This window comes from uncultured Thermomonas sp., from assembly GCF_937872235.1.
In the GTDB taxonomy this organism is placed as follows: Bacteria; Pseudomonadota; Gammaproteobacteria; order Xanthomonadales; family Xanthomonadaceae; genus Thermomonas; species Thermomonas beijingensis.
In genome coordinates this window covers 1-17,601 of sequence record NZ_CALMPC010000055.1, presented here as the reverse complement: position 1 = coordinate 17,601, position 17,601 = coordinate 1, and the positions used below count along the sequence as shown (strand labels likewise).

12 protein-coding genes and 2 tRNA genes are annotated in these 17,601 nt (G+C 60.6%); 11 read left to right on the top strand and 3 right to left on the bottom strand.

Going from position 1 to position 17,601, the window contains the following annotated elements:
- Positions 1–29 precede the first annotated feature (29 nt).
- Genes QWB57_RS04495 through QWB57_RS04475 form a run of 5 tightly spaced genes read left to right on the top strand, consistent with a single transcriptional unit; the run spans position 30 to position 8,897 of the window.
- On the top strand, positions 30–1,166 hold the full coding sequence (locus QWB57_RS04495; RefSeq protein ID WP_223628455.1) for an efflux RND transporter periplasmic adaptor subunit: 1,137 nt from the start codon (positions 30–32) through the stop codon (positions 1,164–1,166).
- Complete coding sequence (locus QWB57_RS04490) at positions 1,163–4,645, top strand: efflux RND transporter permease subunit (protein ID WP_223628458.1); 3,483 nt, start codon at positions 1,163–1,165, stop codon at positions 4,643–4,645. The genes QWB57_RS04495 and QWB57_RS04490 overlap by 4 nt, the downstream gene beginning before the upstream one ends.
- A 4-nt stretch (positions 4,646–4,649) precedes the next feature.
- Positions 4,650–7,724, top strand: a complete 3,075-nt coding sequence (locus tag QWB57_RS04485; RefSeq protein WP_288968511.1) for an efflux RND transporter permease subunit — start codon at positions 4,650–4,652, stop codon at positions 7,722–7,724.
- Positions 7,721–8,431 (top strand): DUF4386 domain-containing protein, encoded by a 711-nt coding sequence (locus tag QWB57_RS04480; protein WP_288968510.1) that lies wholly within the window; start codon positions 7,721–7,723, stop codon positions 8,429–8,431. The genes QWB57_RS04485 and QWB57_RS04480 overlap by 4 nt, the downstream gene beginning before the upstream one ends.
- A gap of 19 nt (positions 8,432–8,450) precedes the next feature.
- Positions 8,451–8,897, top strand: coding sequence for a DUF6326 family protein (locus QWB57_RS04475; protein WP_288968508.1), 447 nt, complete (start codon positions 8,451–8,453; stop codon positions 8,895–8,897).
- Between the two features lie 75 nt (positions 8,898–8,972).
- Here the strand turns inward: QWB57_RS04475 and QWB57_RS04470 are convergent, their stop codons facing one another.
- The 3 genes from QWB57_RS04470 to QWB57_RS04460 all read right to left on the bottom strand — a co-directional run bounded on the left by QWB57_RS04470 (position 8,973) and on the right by QWB57_RS04460 (position 13,281).
- Positions 8,973–10,181, bottom strand: a complete 1,209-nt coding sequence (locus QWB57_RS04470; RefSeq protein ID WP_223628467.1) for an acetyl-CoA C-acyltransferase — start codon at positions 10,179–10,181, stop codon at positions 8,973–8,975.
- An 82-nt stretch (positions 10,182–10,263) separates the two neighbouring features.
- Positions 10,264–12,633 carry a 3-hydroxyacyl-CoA dehydrogenase/enoyl-CoA hydratase family protein gene (locus QWB57_RS04465; RefSeq protein WP_223628470.1) on the bottom strand — a complete coding sequence of 790 codons (2,370 nt, stop codon included), beginning with the start codon at positions 12,631–12,633 and terminating at the stop codon, positions 10,264–10,266.
- 21 nt (positions 12,634–12,654) lie between these two features.
- Positions 12,655–13,281, bottom strand: coding sequence for a TetR/AcrR family transcriptional regulator (locus QWB57_RS04460; protein WP_223628472.1), 627 nt, complete (start codon positions 13,279–13,281; stop codon positions 12,655–12,657).
- A gap of 250 nt (positions 13,282–13,531) precedes the next feature.
- Here QWB57_RS04460 and kdsB point away from each other — a divergent pair, with 250 nt between their 5' ends.
- From kdsB to QWB57_RS04430, 6 genes are all read left to right on the top strand, one after another.
- Positions 13,532–14,311 (top strand): 3-deoxy-manno-octulosonate cytidylyltransferase, encoded by a 780-nt coding sequence (kdsB, locus tag QWB57_RS04455; protein ID WP_288968530.1) that lies wholly within the window; start codon positions 13,532–13,534, stop codon positions 14,309–14,311.
- A 16-nt stretch (positions 14,312–14,327) separates the two neighbouring features.
- Entirely contained in the window at positions 14,328–14,783 is a 456-nt protein-coding gene (locus QWB57_RS04450; protein WP_223628779.1) for a low molecular weight protein-tyrosine-phosphatase, read from the top strand.
- Positions 14,784–14,827: 44 nt separating this feature from the next.
- The gene (gene uvrC, locus QWB57_RS04445; protein ID WP_223628475.1) at positions 14,828–16,693 is read left to right on the top strand and encodes an excinuclease ABC subunit UvrC; all 1,866 of its coding nucleotides are present in this window, start codon (positions 14,828–14,830) and stop codon (positions 16,691–16,693) included.
- A 9-nt stretch (positions 16,694–16,702) separates the two neighbouring features.
- Positions 16,703–17,272 (top strand): CDP-diacylglycerol--glycerol-3-phosphate 3-phosphatidyltransferase, encoded by a 570-nt coding sequence (gene pgsA, locus QWB57_RS04440; protein ID WP_223628477.1) that lies wholly within the window; start codon positions 16,703–16,705, stop codon positions 17,270–17,272.
- Between the two features lie 50 nt (positions 17,273–17,322).
- A tRNA-Gly gene (locus QWB57_RS04435) sits at positions 17,323–17,398 on the top strand.
- A 66-nt stretch (positions 17,399–17,464) separates the two neighbouring features.
- Positions 17,465–17,538: transfer RNA gene (locus QWB57_RS04430), tRNA-Cys, on the top strand.
- Positions 17,539–17,601: the final 63 nt, after the last annotated feature.

The following is a 17,601-nucleotide window of genomic DNA, read 5'->3' as shown; positions in this document are numbered from 1 at the left end:
CCAGTCAATGACCTGAACCCATGCCCAAGATGCCCACGACCACCGCCGATCGCCCTGGTCGCACGCTTCAGTTTGCCCGTTTGAGCCTGCTGGCCATTGCCCTGGGGCTGGCTACTTTCGGGCTCGCCGCCTGCAAGGGGGGGGGTGCCAATGGCCCGGGCGGCAAATTGGATCCCAAGGCCGACAAAGGCCCGGAAGCCGTGCCGGTGGAAGTGGCCACGGCTGGCCAGCGTTCGATCAGTGCCAGCTATAACGGCACCGCTGCACTGGAAGCCCGCGCGGATGCACAAGTGGTATCGAAGACCTCCGGTATCGCCTTGAAGGTGTTGGCCGATGTGGGGCAGCACGTCAGCGCAGGGCAAACCTTGGTCAGCATCGACCGTGACCGCGCTGTGTTGCAGCAGGCACAGGCCGATGCGCAGGTGCGCAAGCTGGAAGCCAATTACCGTCGTGCCACCCAGTTGGCCGAGCAAAAGATGGTTAGTGCCAACGATGTGGATCAGCTGCGGTTTGACTTGGACAACGCACGTGCGCAGTTGCGTATGGCCAAGCTGGAACTGGCCTATGGCAATGTGACTGCGCCGATTTCGGGGGTGGTGGCCACCCGCGACATCAAGCCTGGCAATTTCGTGCAGATCAACACGCCGATCTTCACCATTGTGGACACCTCGCGGCTGGAGGCCACATTGAACGTGCCCGAGCGCGAAATCGAAGTGCTCAAGGCGGGTCAGCCGGTGCAATTGCTGGTGGACGCACTACCGGGCAAAACCTTTGACGGCAAGATCGACCGCGTTTCGCCGGTGGTCGATGCCGGCAGCGGTACCTTCCGCGTGATCAGTGCATTTGATGGCGGCGGGCTGCTGCAACCGGGCATGTTCGGCCGCATCAAAATCCGCTACGACCAACGTGCCGATGCCTTGGTGATCCCGCGCAATGCCTTGCTGGAAGACGGCAATGCGCCGGCAGTGTTTGTGGTGCGCGGCGGCAAGGCGGCACGCGCCACCCTGAAACTGGGCTATGACGATGGCCCGTGGGTGGAAGTGCGCAGTGGCCTGAAGGCCGGCGATCAAGTCGTGGTGGCTGGCAAGTCCGCGCTGCGCGATGGCAGTGCGGTGAAAGTCTTGGATGGCGCAGCTTCCGCGCAACCGGCGAAGGCCGCGCAATGAGCCCGTCCGACGATCTGCACGATCCGCTGCACCCGCCAGGCGGTGGTTTCAGCTTGGTGGAATTTGCCACGCGTCGGCGCGTCACCGTTGCCATGATGACGTTGACCTTGGTGCTGTTTGGCTTGATCGCACTGGGCAGCTTGAAGGTCAATCTGTTGCCCGACCTGAGCTATCCCACCTTGACCGTGCGCACCGACTACCCCGGTGCGGCACCGTCGGAAGTGGAAACCCTGATCTCGCAACCAGCGGAAGAAGCCTTGGGCGTGGTCAAGGGCTTGCGCAAGCTGAAGTCGGTATCGCGCACCGGGCAAAGTGATGTGGTGCTGGAGTTTGCGTGGGGCACCAACATGGATCAGGCCAGCCTGGACGTGCGCGACAAGATGGAGGCACTGCAATTCCCACTGGACGCCAAGGCGCCGGTGTTGCTGCGTTTCAACCCGTCCACCCAGCCGATCATGCGGTTGGCGCTCTCGCCCAAACAGGCTAGCAGCAGTGCGGATGAGATTCGTCAGTTGATGGAGCTGCGCCGCTACGCGGATGAAGATCTCAAACGCAAACTCGAACCGGTGGCTGGCGTCGCTGCGGTGAAGGTCGGCGGCGGCCTGGAAGATGAAGTGCAGGTGGATGTGGACCAGCGCAAACTGGCGCAGCTGGGGCTGACCATCGACAACGTGATCCAGCGCTTGCAGCAGGAAAACGTGAACGTCTCCGGCGGGCGCTTGGAAGAAGGTGCGCAGCGCTATCTGGTGCGCACGGTGAACCAGTTTGCCAATGTCGATGAAATTCGCAACATGCTGCTCACCACGCGTGCGGCGGCCAGCAGCAATAGCGGCACCCAGCAAGCGATGCGGGTGGCCGCAGCCAGCGGCAATGCCAGCGTGATGGCGGCGTTGTCGCAGGGTGGAAGCAATAATGCCGCCGGTGTCCAAGCCATTCGCTTGAAAGATGTGGCCGAGGTGCGCCAAGGCTACAAGGAACGCGAAGCCATCATCCGTTTGAATGGTCGTGAAACGGTGGAACTGGCGCTGTACAAGGAAGGCGATGCCAATACCGTGGCCACCGCCGATGCGCTGGAAGCAAAGCTCAAGGAGATTCGCGAAAAATTGCCGCGCGGGGTGGAGTTGACCACCATTGAAGACCAGTCGATCTTCATCCGCAATGCCATCCACAGCGTGAAATTTGATGGTGTGCTGGGCGGCATCCTGTCGATCCTGATCATCTTCCTGTTCCTGCGCGATGGCTGGAGCACGTTCGTGATTTCGCTGTCGCTGCCGGTATCGATCATCGCCACCTTCTTCATCATGGGGCAGCTGGGTCTGAGTTTGAACGTGATGTCACTGGGCGGCTTGGCGCTGGCCACCGGGCTGGTGGTGGATGACTCCATCGTGGTGCTGGAATCGATTGCCAAAGCACGTGAGCGCGGGCTGGGCATCCTTGAAGCCACCATTGCCGGTACCCGTGAAGTCAGCATGGCGGTGGTCGCGTCCACCTTGACCACGATTGCGGTGTTCTTGCCCTTGGTCTTCGTGCAGGGTATTGCCGGGCAGTTGTTCCGCGACCAAGCCTTGACGGTGGCCATTGCCATTGCGGTGTCGTTGGTGGTGGCAATGACCCTGATCCCGATGTTGAGCTCGCTCAAGGGGCGCGCGCCGATGGGCTTCCCTGACGAGCCGGCGCATCCGCGTTGGCAGGCGCAGAAGACGTGGCAGAAGCCGGTGATGTATGGCGGCCGCGGCGTGGGCGCACTGTTTCGTTATGGTTTCTTTGGTGTGGCATGGCTGATCGTGCGCATCTGGCGCGGCATTGCGGCGGTCGTCGGTCCCGTGATGCGCAAGGCCAGTGATGTGGCGATGGCCCCCTATGCGCGTGCCGAACGTGGCTACCTGCGCATCTTGCCTGCGGCCTTGTCGCGGCCGGTACCGATCTTGTTGGTGGCCGGCGTCGCATTCGCGTTGACGCTGGCGGTTGTGCCGCTGCTGGGGACGGATCTGATTCCGCAGTTGGCGCAGGATCGCTTCGAAATGACCGCCAAACTGCCCCCGGGCACGCCGTTGGCGCAGACCGATGCCTTGGTGCGCCAAGTGCAGGCCGCACATGGCAAGGATCCGGGGGCGCGCGTGCTGTATGGCGTGTCCGGCACGGGTACCCGACTGGATGCCAGCCCTACCGAAAGCGGTGAGAACATCGGCAAGTTGACCGTGGTGATGGACGGCAATCAGCACGAAGGTCCATTGACCGAAGGGCTGCGCAAGACCATGCGCGAGCATCCGGGCGTGCAGGTGGATTTCAGCCGGCCCGAGCTGTTCAGTTTGTCGCCGCCACTGGAAATCGAGGTGGAAGGGCAAGATCTGGATGCCATTCGCGATGCCGGCAACAAGTTGGCGCGCATGCTGCGTGCCAATGGCCACTACGCCGATGTGAAGTCGACGGTGGAGCAGGGCTTTCCTGAAATTCAGATCCGCTTTGATCAGGACCGTGCAGCGGCGCTGGGCTTGACCACGCGCCAGATCGCCGATGCCGTCGTCAATAAGGTCAAAGGCAATGTGGCCACCCGCTACAGCTTCCGCGATCGCAAGATTGATGTGTTGGTGCGTGCCGAAGCAAGCGACCGCGCGTCGGTGGATGACATCCGGCATTTGATCGTGAATTCAAACAAGGGCGCGCCAGTGGAATTGGCCGCAGTGGCCACGGTGACGGCCACCACCGGCCCCAGCGAAATCCATCGTGCCGACCATAAACGGGTAGCCATCGTCTCGGCCAATCTGCACGGGATTGACTTGGGCAATGCCATTCGTGAAGTGGACGCGATGGTGGCAGCTACCCCGCTGGGGGTGGAGATCGGCATGCGGATTGGCGGCCAGGGCCAGGAGTTGGATGAGTCGATTCGTTCGCTGCTGTTCGCGTTCGCGCTGGCGGTGTTCCTGGTGTACTTGGTGATGGCCTCGCAGTTTGAATCGCTACTGCACCCGTTCGTGATTCTGTTCACCATCCCGCTGGCGATGGTGGGGGCGGTGGCGGCCTTGTTGCTGACCCGTTCGGTGATTTCGGTGGTGGTGTTTATTGGCTTGATTTTGCTGGTGGGTCTGGTGGTGAAGAACGCCATCATCCTGATCGACAAGGTCAACCAATTGCGCGAAGACGGTGTAGCCAAGCGCGAAGCCCTGGTCGAAGGTGCACGCTCGCGGTTGCGTCCCATCATGATGACCACCTTGTGCGCGGTGTTCGGCTTCCTGCCGCTGGCGCTGGCATTTGGCGATGGCGCGGAAGTGCGCAGCCCGATGGCGGTGACGGTGATCGGTGGCTTGCTGGTCTCCACCTTGCTGACCCTGGTGGTGATCCCGGTGGTGTATGACTTGCTGGACCGCAAGCCAGACGAGTTCTATGCCGAACGTGGCCGGCGCGCGCGCAAGGATGCCGAAGCCGTGGCGAGCGTGCTGTCGCATGAGCATGATCCGTTGAATGGCGGCGCGAAGGGCTGATGCGATGAACATCACCGAGCTGTCCATTCGTCGCCCGGTCACCACCATCATGTTGTTCGTGTCGATGGTGGTGATTGGCTTGATCGCCTCGTTCCGCTTGCCGTTGGAATCGCAGCCGGAAGCCAGCGCGCCGTTCTTCTTCGTGCAGCTGCCCTATCCGGGCTCAACCCCGGAAGAAGTGGAGCGCAACTTGGTGCGGCCGATCGAGGAAGCGTTGTCCACCATGTCCGGTATCAAGTCGATGAATGCCAATGCCAGCGCCGATGGCGGCGGGGTGTTTGTGCAGTTCAGCGATTGGGGGCGCGACGTGGCGTTGGCGGCATCCGAGGCGCGCGAGCACATTGATGCGATCCGCGACCAGTTGCCGGATGACTTCAAGCGCTATTTCGTGCGGCGCTGGAGCACCGGTGATCAGGAAGCCATCAGCTTGCGCCTGACCAGCAATGAAAACTTGAGTGCGCGTGGTGAGTTGATCGACCAAAGCATCAAGCGCCGCTTGGAGCGTTTGCCGGGCGTGGCGCGGATCGAGGTGGAAGGCGTACCGGTGCAGGAAGTGGTGGTGGCCATCGAGCCCGACCGCTTGACCGCCAATGGCGTGGTGTTGAACGAATTGGTCAGCCGCCTGCAGTCGGCCAATTTTTCGGTATCCGCGGGCGAAATTACCGACAGTGGCCGCCGCTTGCGCATCCAGCCCAAAGGCGAGATGACCGACTTGGAGCAGTTGCGGCTGTTGCCCATCAATGCCCGTGGCGTGCGCTTGGGTGATATCGCCGAGGTCGCCCTGCAATCGCAACGCATGAACTATGTGCGGCAAATTGATGGCCGCCCCAGCGTGGGCGTGGACATCTACAAAGAGCGCGCTGCCAATCTGGTGGATCTGTCAAGATCGGTGCAGGCCGAACTGGAATTACTCAAGCAAGATCCTGCGCTGAAGGGCGTCAACATCACGGTGGTGGATGACCAGGGTGAGCAAGTCATCAGCTCGCTGTCGGCGCTGGCCGAGGCCGGTGGCATTGGCTTGTTGCTCTCCATCGCGGTGCTGTATTTCTTCCTGCGCCATTGGCCATCCACCTTGATGGTGACGCTGGCCATCCCGATCTGTTTCATCATGACGCTTGGCTTCATGTATTTTGCCGGGATCACCCTCAATATCCTGTCAATGATGGGTTTGCTGCTGGCGGTGGGCATGCTGGTGGACAACGCCGTGGTGGTGGTGGAAAGCATTTATCAGGAGCGCGAAAAATACCCGGGCCAGCCGCGTTTGGCATCGGTGATCGGCACCCGGCATGTGGCCATTGCACTGTCCGCCGGCACCTTGTGCCACTGCATCGTGTTCCTGCCGATGATGTTCGGCGAAAAGAACATGCTGACCATTTTCCTTGCGCAATTGGCGGTCACGATTTCGGTGTCGCTGCTGGCTTCGTGGCTAGTGGCGATCAGCCTGATTCCGATGCTGTCGGCACGCATGAAAACCCCGCCGGCGGTGAAATCCCCTTTCATCACCCGTCTGCAAACACGCTATGCCAAGGTGCTGCGTTGGAGCTTGGAGCATCGCGGCTGGAGCGTGACTGGCATCGTGCTGATCATTGCGCTGAGCTTCATTCCGATCCAGATGAGCAAGGGTGATTCGGGCAACGACGAAGATCCCACCAAGGTCGGCATTTTCTACCAATGGCAGGGCTCGTACTCGAAAGAGGAAATGGGTAAGGTCGTGGCGGACGTGGAAAAATACATCGACGCCAACCGCAAGCGTTTCGATGTCAAGCAGGTGTATTCGCGCTATGCCGAACAGGGCTGGGCGATGACCCAGGTCGAGCTGACGGTCAAGGACCCCATCAAGGCCAAGGCGATCCAGGACAAGATCCGCGAAGGTCTGCCGAAATCGGCACGCGCCAATATCGGGATTGGTCGGCAAGGCGGCATGGGCGGCGGCAGCGACCAGAGCATTTCGTTCAGCCTGACCGGCGATTCCACCCAAATACTGAAGACCCTCGCCGACGACATCTTGCCGATTTTGGGCAAGGGCAAGTCGCTGCGCGATGTACGCATCGATACCGGCGATGCCAACAGCGAGCTGGCGGTTCACGTCAACCGCGAGCGTGCGGCGGCTTATGGGTTCTCCGCGCAACAAGTGGCGCAGTTTGTGGGCATGGCGCTGCGCGGTGCCAGCCTGCGTGAATTCCAGCGTGGCGAGGTGGAAATTCCGGTGAGTGTGCGCTTCAAGGGTGCCGAAAATTACGGGCCGTCCGAGCTGCAATCATTCACTGTCAGCACTGCCGATGGTCGCAGCGTGCCCTTGCTGGCGATGGTGGATGTGGGTTTCCAAGCGGGGGCCAATACCATCCAGCGCATGAACCGGCAGACCATGCTCAAGGTGCAAGCCAGCCTTGCACCTGGGGCCAGCATGGAAAATGCAAAACAGGAAATCGAGTCCACCCTCAAACGCATCGACTTCCCGCCCGGCTATGGCTACACCTTTGAAGGTGGCGGCTTTGGCATGAACATGGACATGAACAAGCAAATGCTGCGCAATGTCGGCATCGCGCTGATCTTGATGTTCGTGGTGATGGCGGCAGTGTTTGAATCATTGCTGTTCCCGCTGGCCATCATGAGCTGCGTGGTGTTTTCGATCTTCGGTGTGTACTGGGCGCTGTGGCTCACTGGCACCCAGTTCAACATCATGGCCTTCATCGGCATTCTGGTGCTGATGGGTGTGGTGGTGAACAACGGCATCGTGATGATCGAACACATCAATAATCTGCGCCGACGCGGCATGAGCCGAACAGATGCGTTAGTGGAAGGCAGCCGTGAGCGTCTGCGCCCGATCATGATGACGATGGGAACCGCCATTCTGGCGATGGTGCCGATTGCACTTTCCAGTACCCAGGTGGCGGGTGATGGCCCGCCGTACTACCCGATGGCGCGTGCCATTGCCGGTGGCTTGGCGTTCTCGACTGTGGTCAGTCTGCTATTCCTGCCCACCATCTACGCAATGCTGGACGACCTGCGCAGCGGCAGCTCACATCTGCTCGTCCGCGCAAGGATGACGCGGGCTGAACGTAGGGCGGCGCCAACATGAGCTTGCATCATGACTTGGGCGATGTAGGTATTGCATCGGCACTGCGTCGTGATGGGCGTGTCGCTGGTGCGTTGTATTTGGTGGTGGTGCTGACCGGCATGTTCTGTTTGGCGTGGGTGCCATCGCAACTGGGGACAGATGCAGCGGGTGCTGCCGCGCAGGTGGGTGTATTTCGCGCGGGCATCGCTGCATTTTTGCTGATGCAAGTCGCCTTTTTATTGTTGCCGCTGGCGATGTATCGCGTGTTGGGCGATATCAACCGACATGCCGCTGTGGCAATGGTGGCGCTGGCCACCGTCAGTGTGCCGATTGGGCTGGTGACACTCAGCCACCGGTTGGAGGCCTTGGCGTTGCTCGAGAGTATCGGTCAGCATCCGCCTGCTTCAGTCGATGCTGCGTTTCAACTGAGTTTGCAGCGCTACGGACACGGCATGTTCATCGCCAAATTGTTCTGGGGCTTGTGGCTGCTGCCGTTTGGCTGGTTGGTGCTGCGCTCAGGCCGTTTGCCGCGCGTGTTGGGCCTGCTGTTGTTGCTGGGGGGTGTGGGCTATGTGCTGCAGGTGTTCGGTGGCCTGCTGCCAGGCTTTGCCAACTCCAGTCTGTCCAACTACGCCACCTTGCCTGCTGCACTTGGCGAAATCGGTAGCTGTCTATGGCTGCTGCTGTTTGGCGTGCGTGTTGGCGTTGTTCGTACTCATTCGGCCTGAAATTCGATCTGAGGTCAACATGCAAACAGCAGTCACACCCAAAGCATTGGCAGACCCACCGTTGCCGCAACGCCTAAAGCTGTCGGCAGCATGGGCCAGCTTGACGTTTTGCTATTTGTATGGCGATTACTTTGGTTTATACAAGCCGGGCAAATTGCAGCACATGCTGGACGGCGCAGGACCGATGGGCGCGATCAGCCAGGGCTCGCTGTTGTTTGTTGCGTCGTTGCTGATCGTTCCCGGTCTGATGGTATTCATTTCTTTTGTGCTGCAGGCGCGTTTAGCGCGCTGGCTGCACATCGGGCTGGCATTGTTTTATGCCACGTTTGTGGCATTTACCATGCCCGGCGCATGGTGGTTTTACCTTGCCTACAGCACGGTCGAGATCATGTTGTGCGCAGCGATTGTTTGCCTGGCGTGGGCATGGCCGCGCGCGTCGGCACGCACAACAATGGAGTTGGCGTAACGCAGCCATCATCGGCTGCAGCAATAACGCCGCCCATGGGCGGCGTTATTGTGTGATCCAGTGCAGCGGGTGGGGTTACAACGCTTCGAAAACCCCCGCTGCGCCCATGCCGGTGCCAATGCACATGGTCACCATGCCGTACTTCTGTTGGCGACGACGCAGGCCGTGGACGAGGGTGGCGGTGCGCACTGCGCCGGTGGCGCCCAGCGGGTGGCCGAGTGCAATCGCGCCGCCCAGTGGGTTGACCTTGGCCGGATCCAAGCCGCAGTCCTGGATCACGGCCAGTGATTGCGCAGCGAAGGCTTCGTTGAGCTCGATCCAATCCAGTTGGTCTTGGCTCAACCCGGCTTGCTTGAGCGCTTTGGGGATGGCGGCAATCGGGCCGATGCCCATCACTTCCGGGCGCACGCCGGCCACGCTGAAGCTCACGAAGCGGGCCAGCGGGGTCAGCCCGTAATCCTTGAGCGCCTGTGCCGAAGCCAGCAGCACCGCGCCGGCACCATCGCTCATTTGCGAAGAATTGCCGGCCGTCACGGTGCCGCCAAACTGGCCATTGCGAAATACCGGGCGCAGTTTTGCCAAGCCTTCCACACTGGTGTCGGCGCGTGGGCCTTCATCGTGCTCGGCCACTGTGTTGCGGGTCAGGATGCGCCGGCCATCGGCCAGGTCCGGCTGGTGCGAGACGATTTCGTATGGGCTGATTTCATCCTTGAATTCACCGGCTGCCTGCGCTGCCAAGGCTTTCTGATGCGAGGCTGCGGCGAAGGCGTCTTGCGCCTCGCGGCTCACCTTCCATTCCTCGGCCACTTTCTCGGCGGTGATGCCCATGCCATAGGCAATATTGATGTGGTCGTTGTCGAATACGCTGGGCGCCATTGCAATCTTGTTGCCCATCATCGGCACCATGCTCATCGACTCGGTGCCGCCGGCCAGCATCAAATCGGCATTGCCCAGCCGGATCTGGTCGGCTGCCAATGCCACGGCCTGCAAGCCGGAGGAGCAAAAGCGGTTGATGGTTTGCGCTGCAATGGTATTGGGCAATCCGGCCAGCAACAGGCCGATGCGTGCCACGTTCATGCCTTGCTCCGCTTCCGGCATGGCGCAGCCGATGATGGCGTCGTCGATGCGATTGACGTCAACGCCGGGAGCCTGCGCGATCACGCTGCGCAGCACATGCGCCAGCATGTCGTCGGGGCGGGTATTGCGGAACATGCCTTTGGGCGCCTTGCCCACCGGGGTGCGGGTGGCGGCGACGATATAGGCGTCTTGGATATGTGTGCTCATGAAGCAACTCCGGAAGCGAAGTAATGTTCCCTCTCCCGGCGGGGAGAGGGTGGCGCGAAGCGCCGGGTGAGAAGGGCGAGGATCAATTCCGCAACGGCTTGCCGGTCTTCAACATATGCGCAATCCGCGCCTGGGTTTTTTCCTGCTGCGCCAGCGTGACGAAGTGCGTGCGCTCCAGCGTGAGCAGCCATTCCTCGTCCACCCATGCGCCGCGGTCCAGCTTGCCGCCGCATAGGATCGTGGCAATGCGTTCGGCAATCTCATTGTCGTAAGGGCTGATGAAGCGGCCCTCCAGCATATTGACCAGCAGCATCTTGAAGGTGGCGATGCCCACATCGCCGGCGACTGCAATCCGGTGCGCCGGCAGCGGCGGGCGATAACCGGCTTCGGCCAATGCGCGCGCTTCGGCCTTGGCGATATGCAACAGTTCGTGCGCATGGAACACGATCTTGTCATCGGCACGCAGCAAGCCCAATTCCTTGGCATTGAGCGCCGAGGTGGATACTTTGGCCATCGCGATGGTTTCAAACACTTTCTTCAATTCGGCAAACACATCGCCGCCAGTGGCATGTTGCGAGGCGCGCGTGGCCAGCTCTTTCAGTCCGCCACCGGCCGGGAGCAGGCCCACACCGGCTTCCACCAAGCCGATATAACTCTCCAAGTGCGCCACGGTGCGTGCGCTGTGCATCTGGAATTCGCAGCCGCCACCGAGCGCCAAGCCACGCACCGCCGACACCACCGGCACCTGTGCGTACTTGATGCGCTGGCTGGTGCGCTGGAAGTTTTCCACCATCGCGGTGAATGCATCCAGTTGGCCCGCCTGCAACGCGCCCAGTGCGCCGGCCAAGTCCGCACCGGCCGAGAACACATCAGCGTGCTGCCAAATCACCACGCCATCGAACTGCTGTTCGGCCAGCGCAATCGCCTGTTGAATACCATCCAGCACTGCGCCGGAAACGGTGTTCATTTTGGTTTTGAACGAAATGACGCCAATGCCGTCACCGTCGTGCCACAGACGCACGCCGTCGTTCTCGAAGGCGGTGGTTCCCGGCGCAAAACGCTCACCCAGGACCGGGTCCGGGAAGCGCTGGCGCTGATACACGGGTAGGGCCGAGCGCGGCACCATGGCATTGCGTGCCGGGCTGTAGCTGCCTTCGGCACTGTGCACACCCGTGCGGCCATCGGTCACCCATGCCGGCAGCGGCGCTTGGCTCATGCTCTTGCCGGCGGCGATGTCGTCATTGATCCATTGCGCAATCTGCTGCCAACCGGCGGCCTGCCAGGTTTCAAACGGGCCCAGCTTCCAGCCGTAGCCCCAGCGAATGGCGAAATCCACATCGCGGGCGGTGTCGGCGATATCGGCCAAATGGCAGGCGCTGTAATGGAACAAATCGCGGAAGCAGGCCCACAAAAATTGCGCTTGCGGGTGCGAGGATTCACGCAATTTGGCGAATTTTTCCGCCGGGTTTTTCAGTTTCAGGATTTCCACGACGTCCGGTGCAGCGGCGCGGTCGGCAATCCGGTAGTCCTGTTTTTCCAGATCCAGCACCACGATGTCTTTGCCGACTTTGCGGAAGATGCCGGCCCCGGTTTTCTGCCCCAGCGCGCCCTTGCCGATCAATGCTTGCAACCACGCTGGCGATGCGAAATAGGCATGCCACGGATCGGCGGGCAGGGTATCGGCCATGGTCTTGATGACGTGCGCCATGGTGTCAAGCCCCACCACGTCGGAGGTGCGATACGTGGCCGACTTCGGTCGGCCCAGCAGCGGGCCGGTCAGTGCATCCACTTCATCAAACCCCAGCCCAAAGGCATGGGTGTGATGGATCACCGACAAAATCGAGAACACGCCGATGCGGTTGCCGATGAAGTTGGGAGTGTCTTTGGCAATCACCACGCCCTTGCCCAGCGCGGTGGTGAGGAAGGTTTCCAACCCTTGCAGCACGGCCGGGTCGGTGGTGTTGGCCGGGATCAGTTCGGCCAGATGCATATAGCGCGGCGGATTGAAGAAATGCACGCCGCAGAACCGATGGCGCAATTCTTCCGGCAACACCGACGCCAGCGCATTGATGCCAAGGCCCGAGGTGTTGGAGGCCAATACGGTATGCGCCGGCACGAACGGTGCAATCTTGCGATACAGGTCTTGCTTCCAATCCATGCGCTCGGCGATGGCTTCGATGATCAAGTCGCAGGTCTTGAGCTGCTCCAGACCGGTTTCGTAATTGGCTGGCGTAATCGCCTCGGCCAAGCCTTTGCCGGCCAGCGGCGCAGGCGACAGCTTGGCCAGATTGGCAATGGCTTTTTGCACGACGCCATTGGGGTCGCCGTCCTTGGCTGGTAGGTCGAACAGCACCGTATCCACACCGGCATTGGTCAGGTGCGCGGCAATTTGCGCGCCCATTACACCCGCACCCAAGACTGCGGCGCGGCGTACAAGCATTTTCTGAGACATGAGCATCAACTCCTGGACAAATCAAGAAGCGTCGGCATGAAAGCCGGCAACGGCGAAACGAATCAGCGCCTTGGCGGCGCGCTGGCGATGGGTGGCATCGGACACCCCGGCGGGGCGTTTGATCAGGCCAAAATCGGCCATCGCATAGGTCAATGCGCCGGACAAGAAATCCAGCCGGCGGTACAGCTCTTCTTTGCTCAACTCCGGCACGCAAGCGTGGATGGCCTTGGCGAAGGTGCGTGGGACATGGCCGTATTGGTCGGACAAAAACTTGCGCAAGCCGGCATTGCTCTCGGCATAGGCACGCGCAATCACCCGAATGAACGCCGCACCACCGTGGCGGTCTTGCGCCATCGCCAGTGCCGGCTCCACGAACGCCGCCAGGATCGGCTCCAGCTTGCCCGGTGCGGTATCGATGGCTTGCTGCAAGGCGGCAATACGCTGCGCGCTCATCTCGTCCATGCGCCGGCGGAACACCTCGTTGATGAGGTTGTCTTTGCTGCCGAAGTGGTAATTGACCGCCGCGATATTGACGTCGGCGCGGCTGGTCACCTGCCGTAGCGAGGTTGAAGCGAATCCCTGCTGGGCGAACAAATCCTCCGCCGCGTGCAGGATCCGATCCTTGGTTGAGAAGTGTTGCAGGCTCATGCAGGCTCCACATCGAATCAAACGCTTGTTTGAGGTTATGCCGTACGCATGCGTATGTCAACCGGGGTGGTCCCATTTAAGCGTCGGGGTATCCTGCAATCAGGTGCAAAAGCAATGGATTTGGCAGCGATGGGGGCGCTTGCTGTAAACCACTGGTACGGCCAATGCGGGGCAGATGCTGCAAGTGGTTGCCACCGTGTGCGCTGGCCCGGTTTGGCAATGTCCTGTCGGTCATAATGCACACATGAGCATCCAGGATTTCCTCGTCGCCATCCCCGCCCGTTTTGCCGCATCGCGCTTGCCGGGCAAGCCGCTGCGCTTGATTGGCGGCGAACCGATGGTGTTGCACGTAGCGAAGCGTGCGCTTGCCGCCGGTGCGCGTGCCGTGTGGGTAGCCACGGATGACGCCCGTATTGCCGAGGCATTGCAAAGCAGCGGTGTGCACGTGGCGATGACTTCGCCGGATCACGCATCCGGTACTGATCGGCTGGCCGAATGTGCACGCATCGCGGGTTGGCCGGACGATGCCATCGTGGTCAACCTGCAGGGGGATGAGCCGTTTGCACCCGCCGATGGCATTGCCTGCGTGGCGCGCACTGTGGTCGATAGCGGTGCAGGAATTGCCACGTTGGCTACACCGATTGCCGATATTGAATCGTTGTTGGATTCCAACGTGGTGAAAGTGGTGCGCGCCAGTCAAGGCGATGCCCTGTATTTCAGCCGTGCGCCGATTCCGTATCCACGCGATGCGTTTGCACACGATCGCAGCGTGATGCCGCAGGGCCAATGGCTGCGGCATATCGGCATTTACGGCTATCGGGTCTCGTCCCTGCGTGCATTTGCCGCACTGCCAGTCGGCGCGCTTGAGCGTACCGAATCGCTGGAGCAGTTGCGTGCGTTGGAGGCCGGCTGGCGAATTGCGGTGGCCTTAGCCCCGTCCGTCTTCCCGCCAGGGGTAGATACTGCCGAGGACTTGGCGCGCGCCGAACGTATTTTCATGGAGCAAAACTCAAGGAGCGCATGTGGCTAAGCCATTTTCCATTCTCATGGTGTGCCTGGGCAATATTTGCCGCTCACCCACCGCCGAAGGTGTGTTACGCGCCCGGTTGACGCAGGCGGGGCTGGCCGATTGGGTGCACGTGGATTCAGTGGGGACTGGCGATTCGCATGTGGGGCAAGCCCCGGATTCGCGCGCCATTGCTTGTGCCGGTAAACACGATGTGGATATTTCCATGTTGCGCGCACGCCGGCTGACACTGGAAGATTTTGATGCATTCGATGTGTTGCTATGTGCCGACCGCACCATCTTGCACGATGCGCGCATCCGCAAACCACGCACCTCGCACGCGCAGGTGGAGTTGCTGCTGGAATGGGCGGGGATGGGGAAGAAAGATGTACCCGATCCGTACTACGGCAGTACACGCGACTTCGAACAGGCATTCAAATTGATTGATAACGCGGCATCAGCAATTGTTGAGCGGGTACGCGAGCGACGCTTTTAAGTGATCGATGTGAGCGTGCATTTGCATAGGAATCTGCAGCGTAGATGAGCCAGCACCCGCCCGATGCGGCTGTGTTTGATGGTCGCGCGTTTGCGGCATCATTGCCTTTGGTGCCGGGTGTGTACCGCATGTTCGACGCTGACGATGCAGTGTTGTACGTCGGCAAAGCGCGGGCGTTGCGCAATCGCGTGAGCAGTTACTTCAATGCCACCCCCAAGGTCGCACGCATCATGGCGATGTTGGCGCAGGTGGCGCGAATGGAGGTCACTGTCACCCGCAGCGAAGCCGATGCCTTGTTGCTGGAAAACCAGCTGATCAAATCACTCAAGCCACGCTACAACGTGTTGCTGCGGGATGACAAAAGCTACCCTTATATTCTGTTGACCAAGCACGCCTCGCCACGGATAGGTCTGCATCGCGGCCCGCGATCGGTGCCGGGGCGTTACTTTGGCCCGTATCCAAGCACCGGTGCCGTGCGCGACACATTGAACATGATGCAGAAATTGTTTCGCCTGCGTAGTTGCGAAGACAGCGTGTTCAATAATCGCAGCCGGCCTTGCCTGCAATATCAGATTGGGCGCTGCAGCGCGCCCTGTGTGGATTTGATCAAGCCCGACGACTATGCCGAGTCGGTCCGTCGTGCGACATTGTTTTTGGAAGGCCGCAGCGATGCGCTGACCGGCGAGCTGGAAATGGCCATGCAGGCGGCGAGTGAGCAACTGGAGTTCGAGCAGGCCGCACGTTTGCGCGATCTGATTGCTGGCATTCGCAAGTTGCAAGTACGCCAGTTTGTGGATGGTCGCAGCGCTGATCTGGATGTGTTGGCAGTGGCGCAACAGGGCGCGATGGCCTGTGTCTTGTTGCTGGCATTCCGTGATGGTCGAAATTTGGGGACGCGCGCGTTCTTTCCTAAAACCAATGGCGAAGAGAATGCACCTGACGTATTGGCTGCATTCGTATCGCAGTATTACGCAGAACAGGCACCGCCCAGCGAGATCGTGCTGGAGCACGACATCCCCGAGCGTGGTTTGATCGAGCAAGCGCTGAGCGAGCACGCGGGTCGAAAGGTTGAGTTGCGCTTCAACGTGCGCGGCGAGCGCGCCGCACACGTGGATATGGCGCGGCGTAACGCGCAATTGGCATTGGCCACCGAGTTGACCAGCAGCAGTGCGCAACACGCACGACTGGAAGGCTTGCGTGACTTGCTGGGCATGCAGGAGTCACCGGCGCGGATTGAATGTTTCGACATTAGTCACACCATGGGCGAGGCTACGGTGGCGTCGTGTGTGGTATTCGATGCCCAGGGCGCAGTGCGCAAGCAATATCGACGCTACAACATCAATGGCATCGAGCCGGGTGATGATTACGCCGCCATGCATCAAGCCCTGCAACGGCGGTTTCGGGCTGCTGCGGAAGGGCAGCCCGATGTCGTGCTGCCGGATGTGCTGCTGATTGATGGTGGTGCCGGGCAACTGGCGCAGGCGCGTGATGTCTTGATTGATGCGGGCATTCAAGGTGTGATTCTGGTGGGTGTGGCCAAGGGGCCGGCGCGCAAGGCGGGGGATGAAACCCTGCTGCTGCCGGATGGGCGTGAGGTGCAGCCAGGTGCGGCATCGCCGGCATTGCAACTGGTGCAACAAGTGCGCGACGAGGCGCACCGCTTCGCTATCACCGGGCACCGTGGCAAGCGCCAGAAGGCGCGCACCACCAGCCGCTTGCAAGATATCGCCGGTATCGGGCCTCGCCGACGAGCAGCCTTGCTCAAGCATTTTGGCGGTCTGCCGGCGCTGCGAGCAGCGGCGGTGGATGACATTGCGCGCGTCGATGGTGTCAACCGGGCTTTGGCCGAACGCATCTGGAACAGCTTGCACGGCCTGTCGCATGACGCAGATACGACGAGTGCCCCGTAGAATATACGCATGAGACTGACCATCCCGACCTGGTTGACCTTGGCACGCATTGCGTTGATTCCGGTGCTGGTGGTGGTGTACTACCTCGATTATCGCTGGACCAATATCGCCGCAACTGCGATCTTTGCATTGGCCTCGATTACCGATTGGCTGGATGGCTGGATTGCGCGCCGCTACCAGCAATTTTCCAGATTCGGTGCATTTTTGGATCCGGTGGCCGACAAGTTGATGGTATCCACCGCATTGGTCATCACCGTGCAACACCATCACACCGTGTGGATGGCGCTGTGGGCCAGCGTGATCATTGGCCGCGAGATCGCGGTTTCCGCATTGCGCGAGTGGATGGCTGAATTGGGCCTGCGCGGCAAAGTCGCAGTGGCGATGGTGGGCAAGGTCAAGACCACGGTGCAGATGATCGCGCTGGGATTTTTGCTGTACCGCGAGCCATTGTGGGGGATGCCGATCTTCCTGATTGGCGAATGGCTATTGGCAGCGTCCGCGCTGCTGACGTTGTGGTCAGGGTTTGAGTACCTGCGCGCGGCTTGGCCTTCACTGACTGCCGAAGATGAAAAAAGTTGAAATGCAGGCGTTGACTCAATCGAAACTTTCCGTACAATAGCGGGCTCAACGCGGGAATAGCTCAGTTGGTAGAGCACGACCTTGCCAAGGTCGGGGTCGAGGGTTCGAGTCCCTTTTCCCGCTCCAGTTTCAGCGAAGCCCCATTCGTGGGGCTTTATTGTTTAAGTGTTTGGTTCATGTGTTGCGTCATCCGGCCGGGTGGCAGAGTGGTTATGCAGCGGACTGCAAATCCGCGTACGCCGGTTCAATTCCGACCTCGGCCTCCACAATTCAAGCGGGAATAGCTCAGTTGGTAGAGCACGACCTTGCCAAGGTCGGGGTCGAGGGTT

What these genes read in the sequence shown, in the direction of transcription:
- QWB57_RS04450 (WP_223628779.1), top strand. Translation starts at nt 14,328, where the DNA reads ATGGTGTGCCTGGGCAATATTTGCCGCTCACCCACCGCCGAAGGTGTG.
- QWB57_RS04490 (WP_223628458.1), top strand. Translation starts at nt 1,163, where the DNA reads ATGAGCCCGTCCGACGATCTGCACGATCCGCTGCACCCGCCAGGCGGT.
- QWB57_RS04480 (WP_288968510.1), top strand. Translation starts at nt 7,721, where the DNA reads ATGAGCTTGCATCATGACTTGGGCGATGTAGGTATTGCATCGGCACTG.
- QWB57_RS04460 (WP_223628472.1), bottom strand. Translation starts at nt 13,281, where the DNA reads ATGAGCCTGCAACACTTCTCAACCAAGGATCGGATCCTGCACGCGGCG.
- QWB57_RS04475 (WP_288968508.1), top strand. Translation starts at nt 8,451, where the DNA reads ATGCAAACAGCAGTCACACCCAAAGCATTGGCAGACCCACCGTTGCCG.
- pgsA (WP_223628477.1), top strand. Translation starts at nt 16,703, where the DNA reads ATGAGACTGACCATCCCGACCTGGTTGACCTTGGCACGCATTGCGTTG.
- QWB57_RS04470 (WP_223628467.1), bottom strand. Translation starts at nt 10,181, where the DNA reads ATGAGCACACATATCCAAGACGCCTATATCGTCGCCGCCACCCGCACC.
- uvrC (WP_223628475.1), top strand. Translation starts at nt 14,828, where the DNA reads ATGAGCCAGCACCCGCCCGATGCGGCTGTGTTTGATGGTCGCGCGTTT.
- QWB57_RS04465 (WP_223628470.1), bottom strand. Translation starts at nt 12,633, where the DNA reads ATGTCTCAGAAAATGCTTGTACGCCGCGCCGCAGTCTTGGGTGCGGGT.
- QWB57_RS04485 (WP_288968511.1), top strand. Translation starts at nt 4,650, where the DNA reads ATGAACATCACCGAGCTGTCCATTCGTCGCCCGGTCACCACCATCATG.
- QWB57_RS04495 (WP_223628455.1), top strand. Translation starts at nt 30, where the DNA reads ATGCCCACGACCACCGCCGATCGCCCTGGTCGCACGCTTCAGTTTGCC.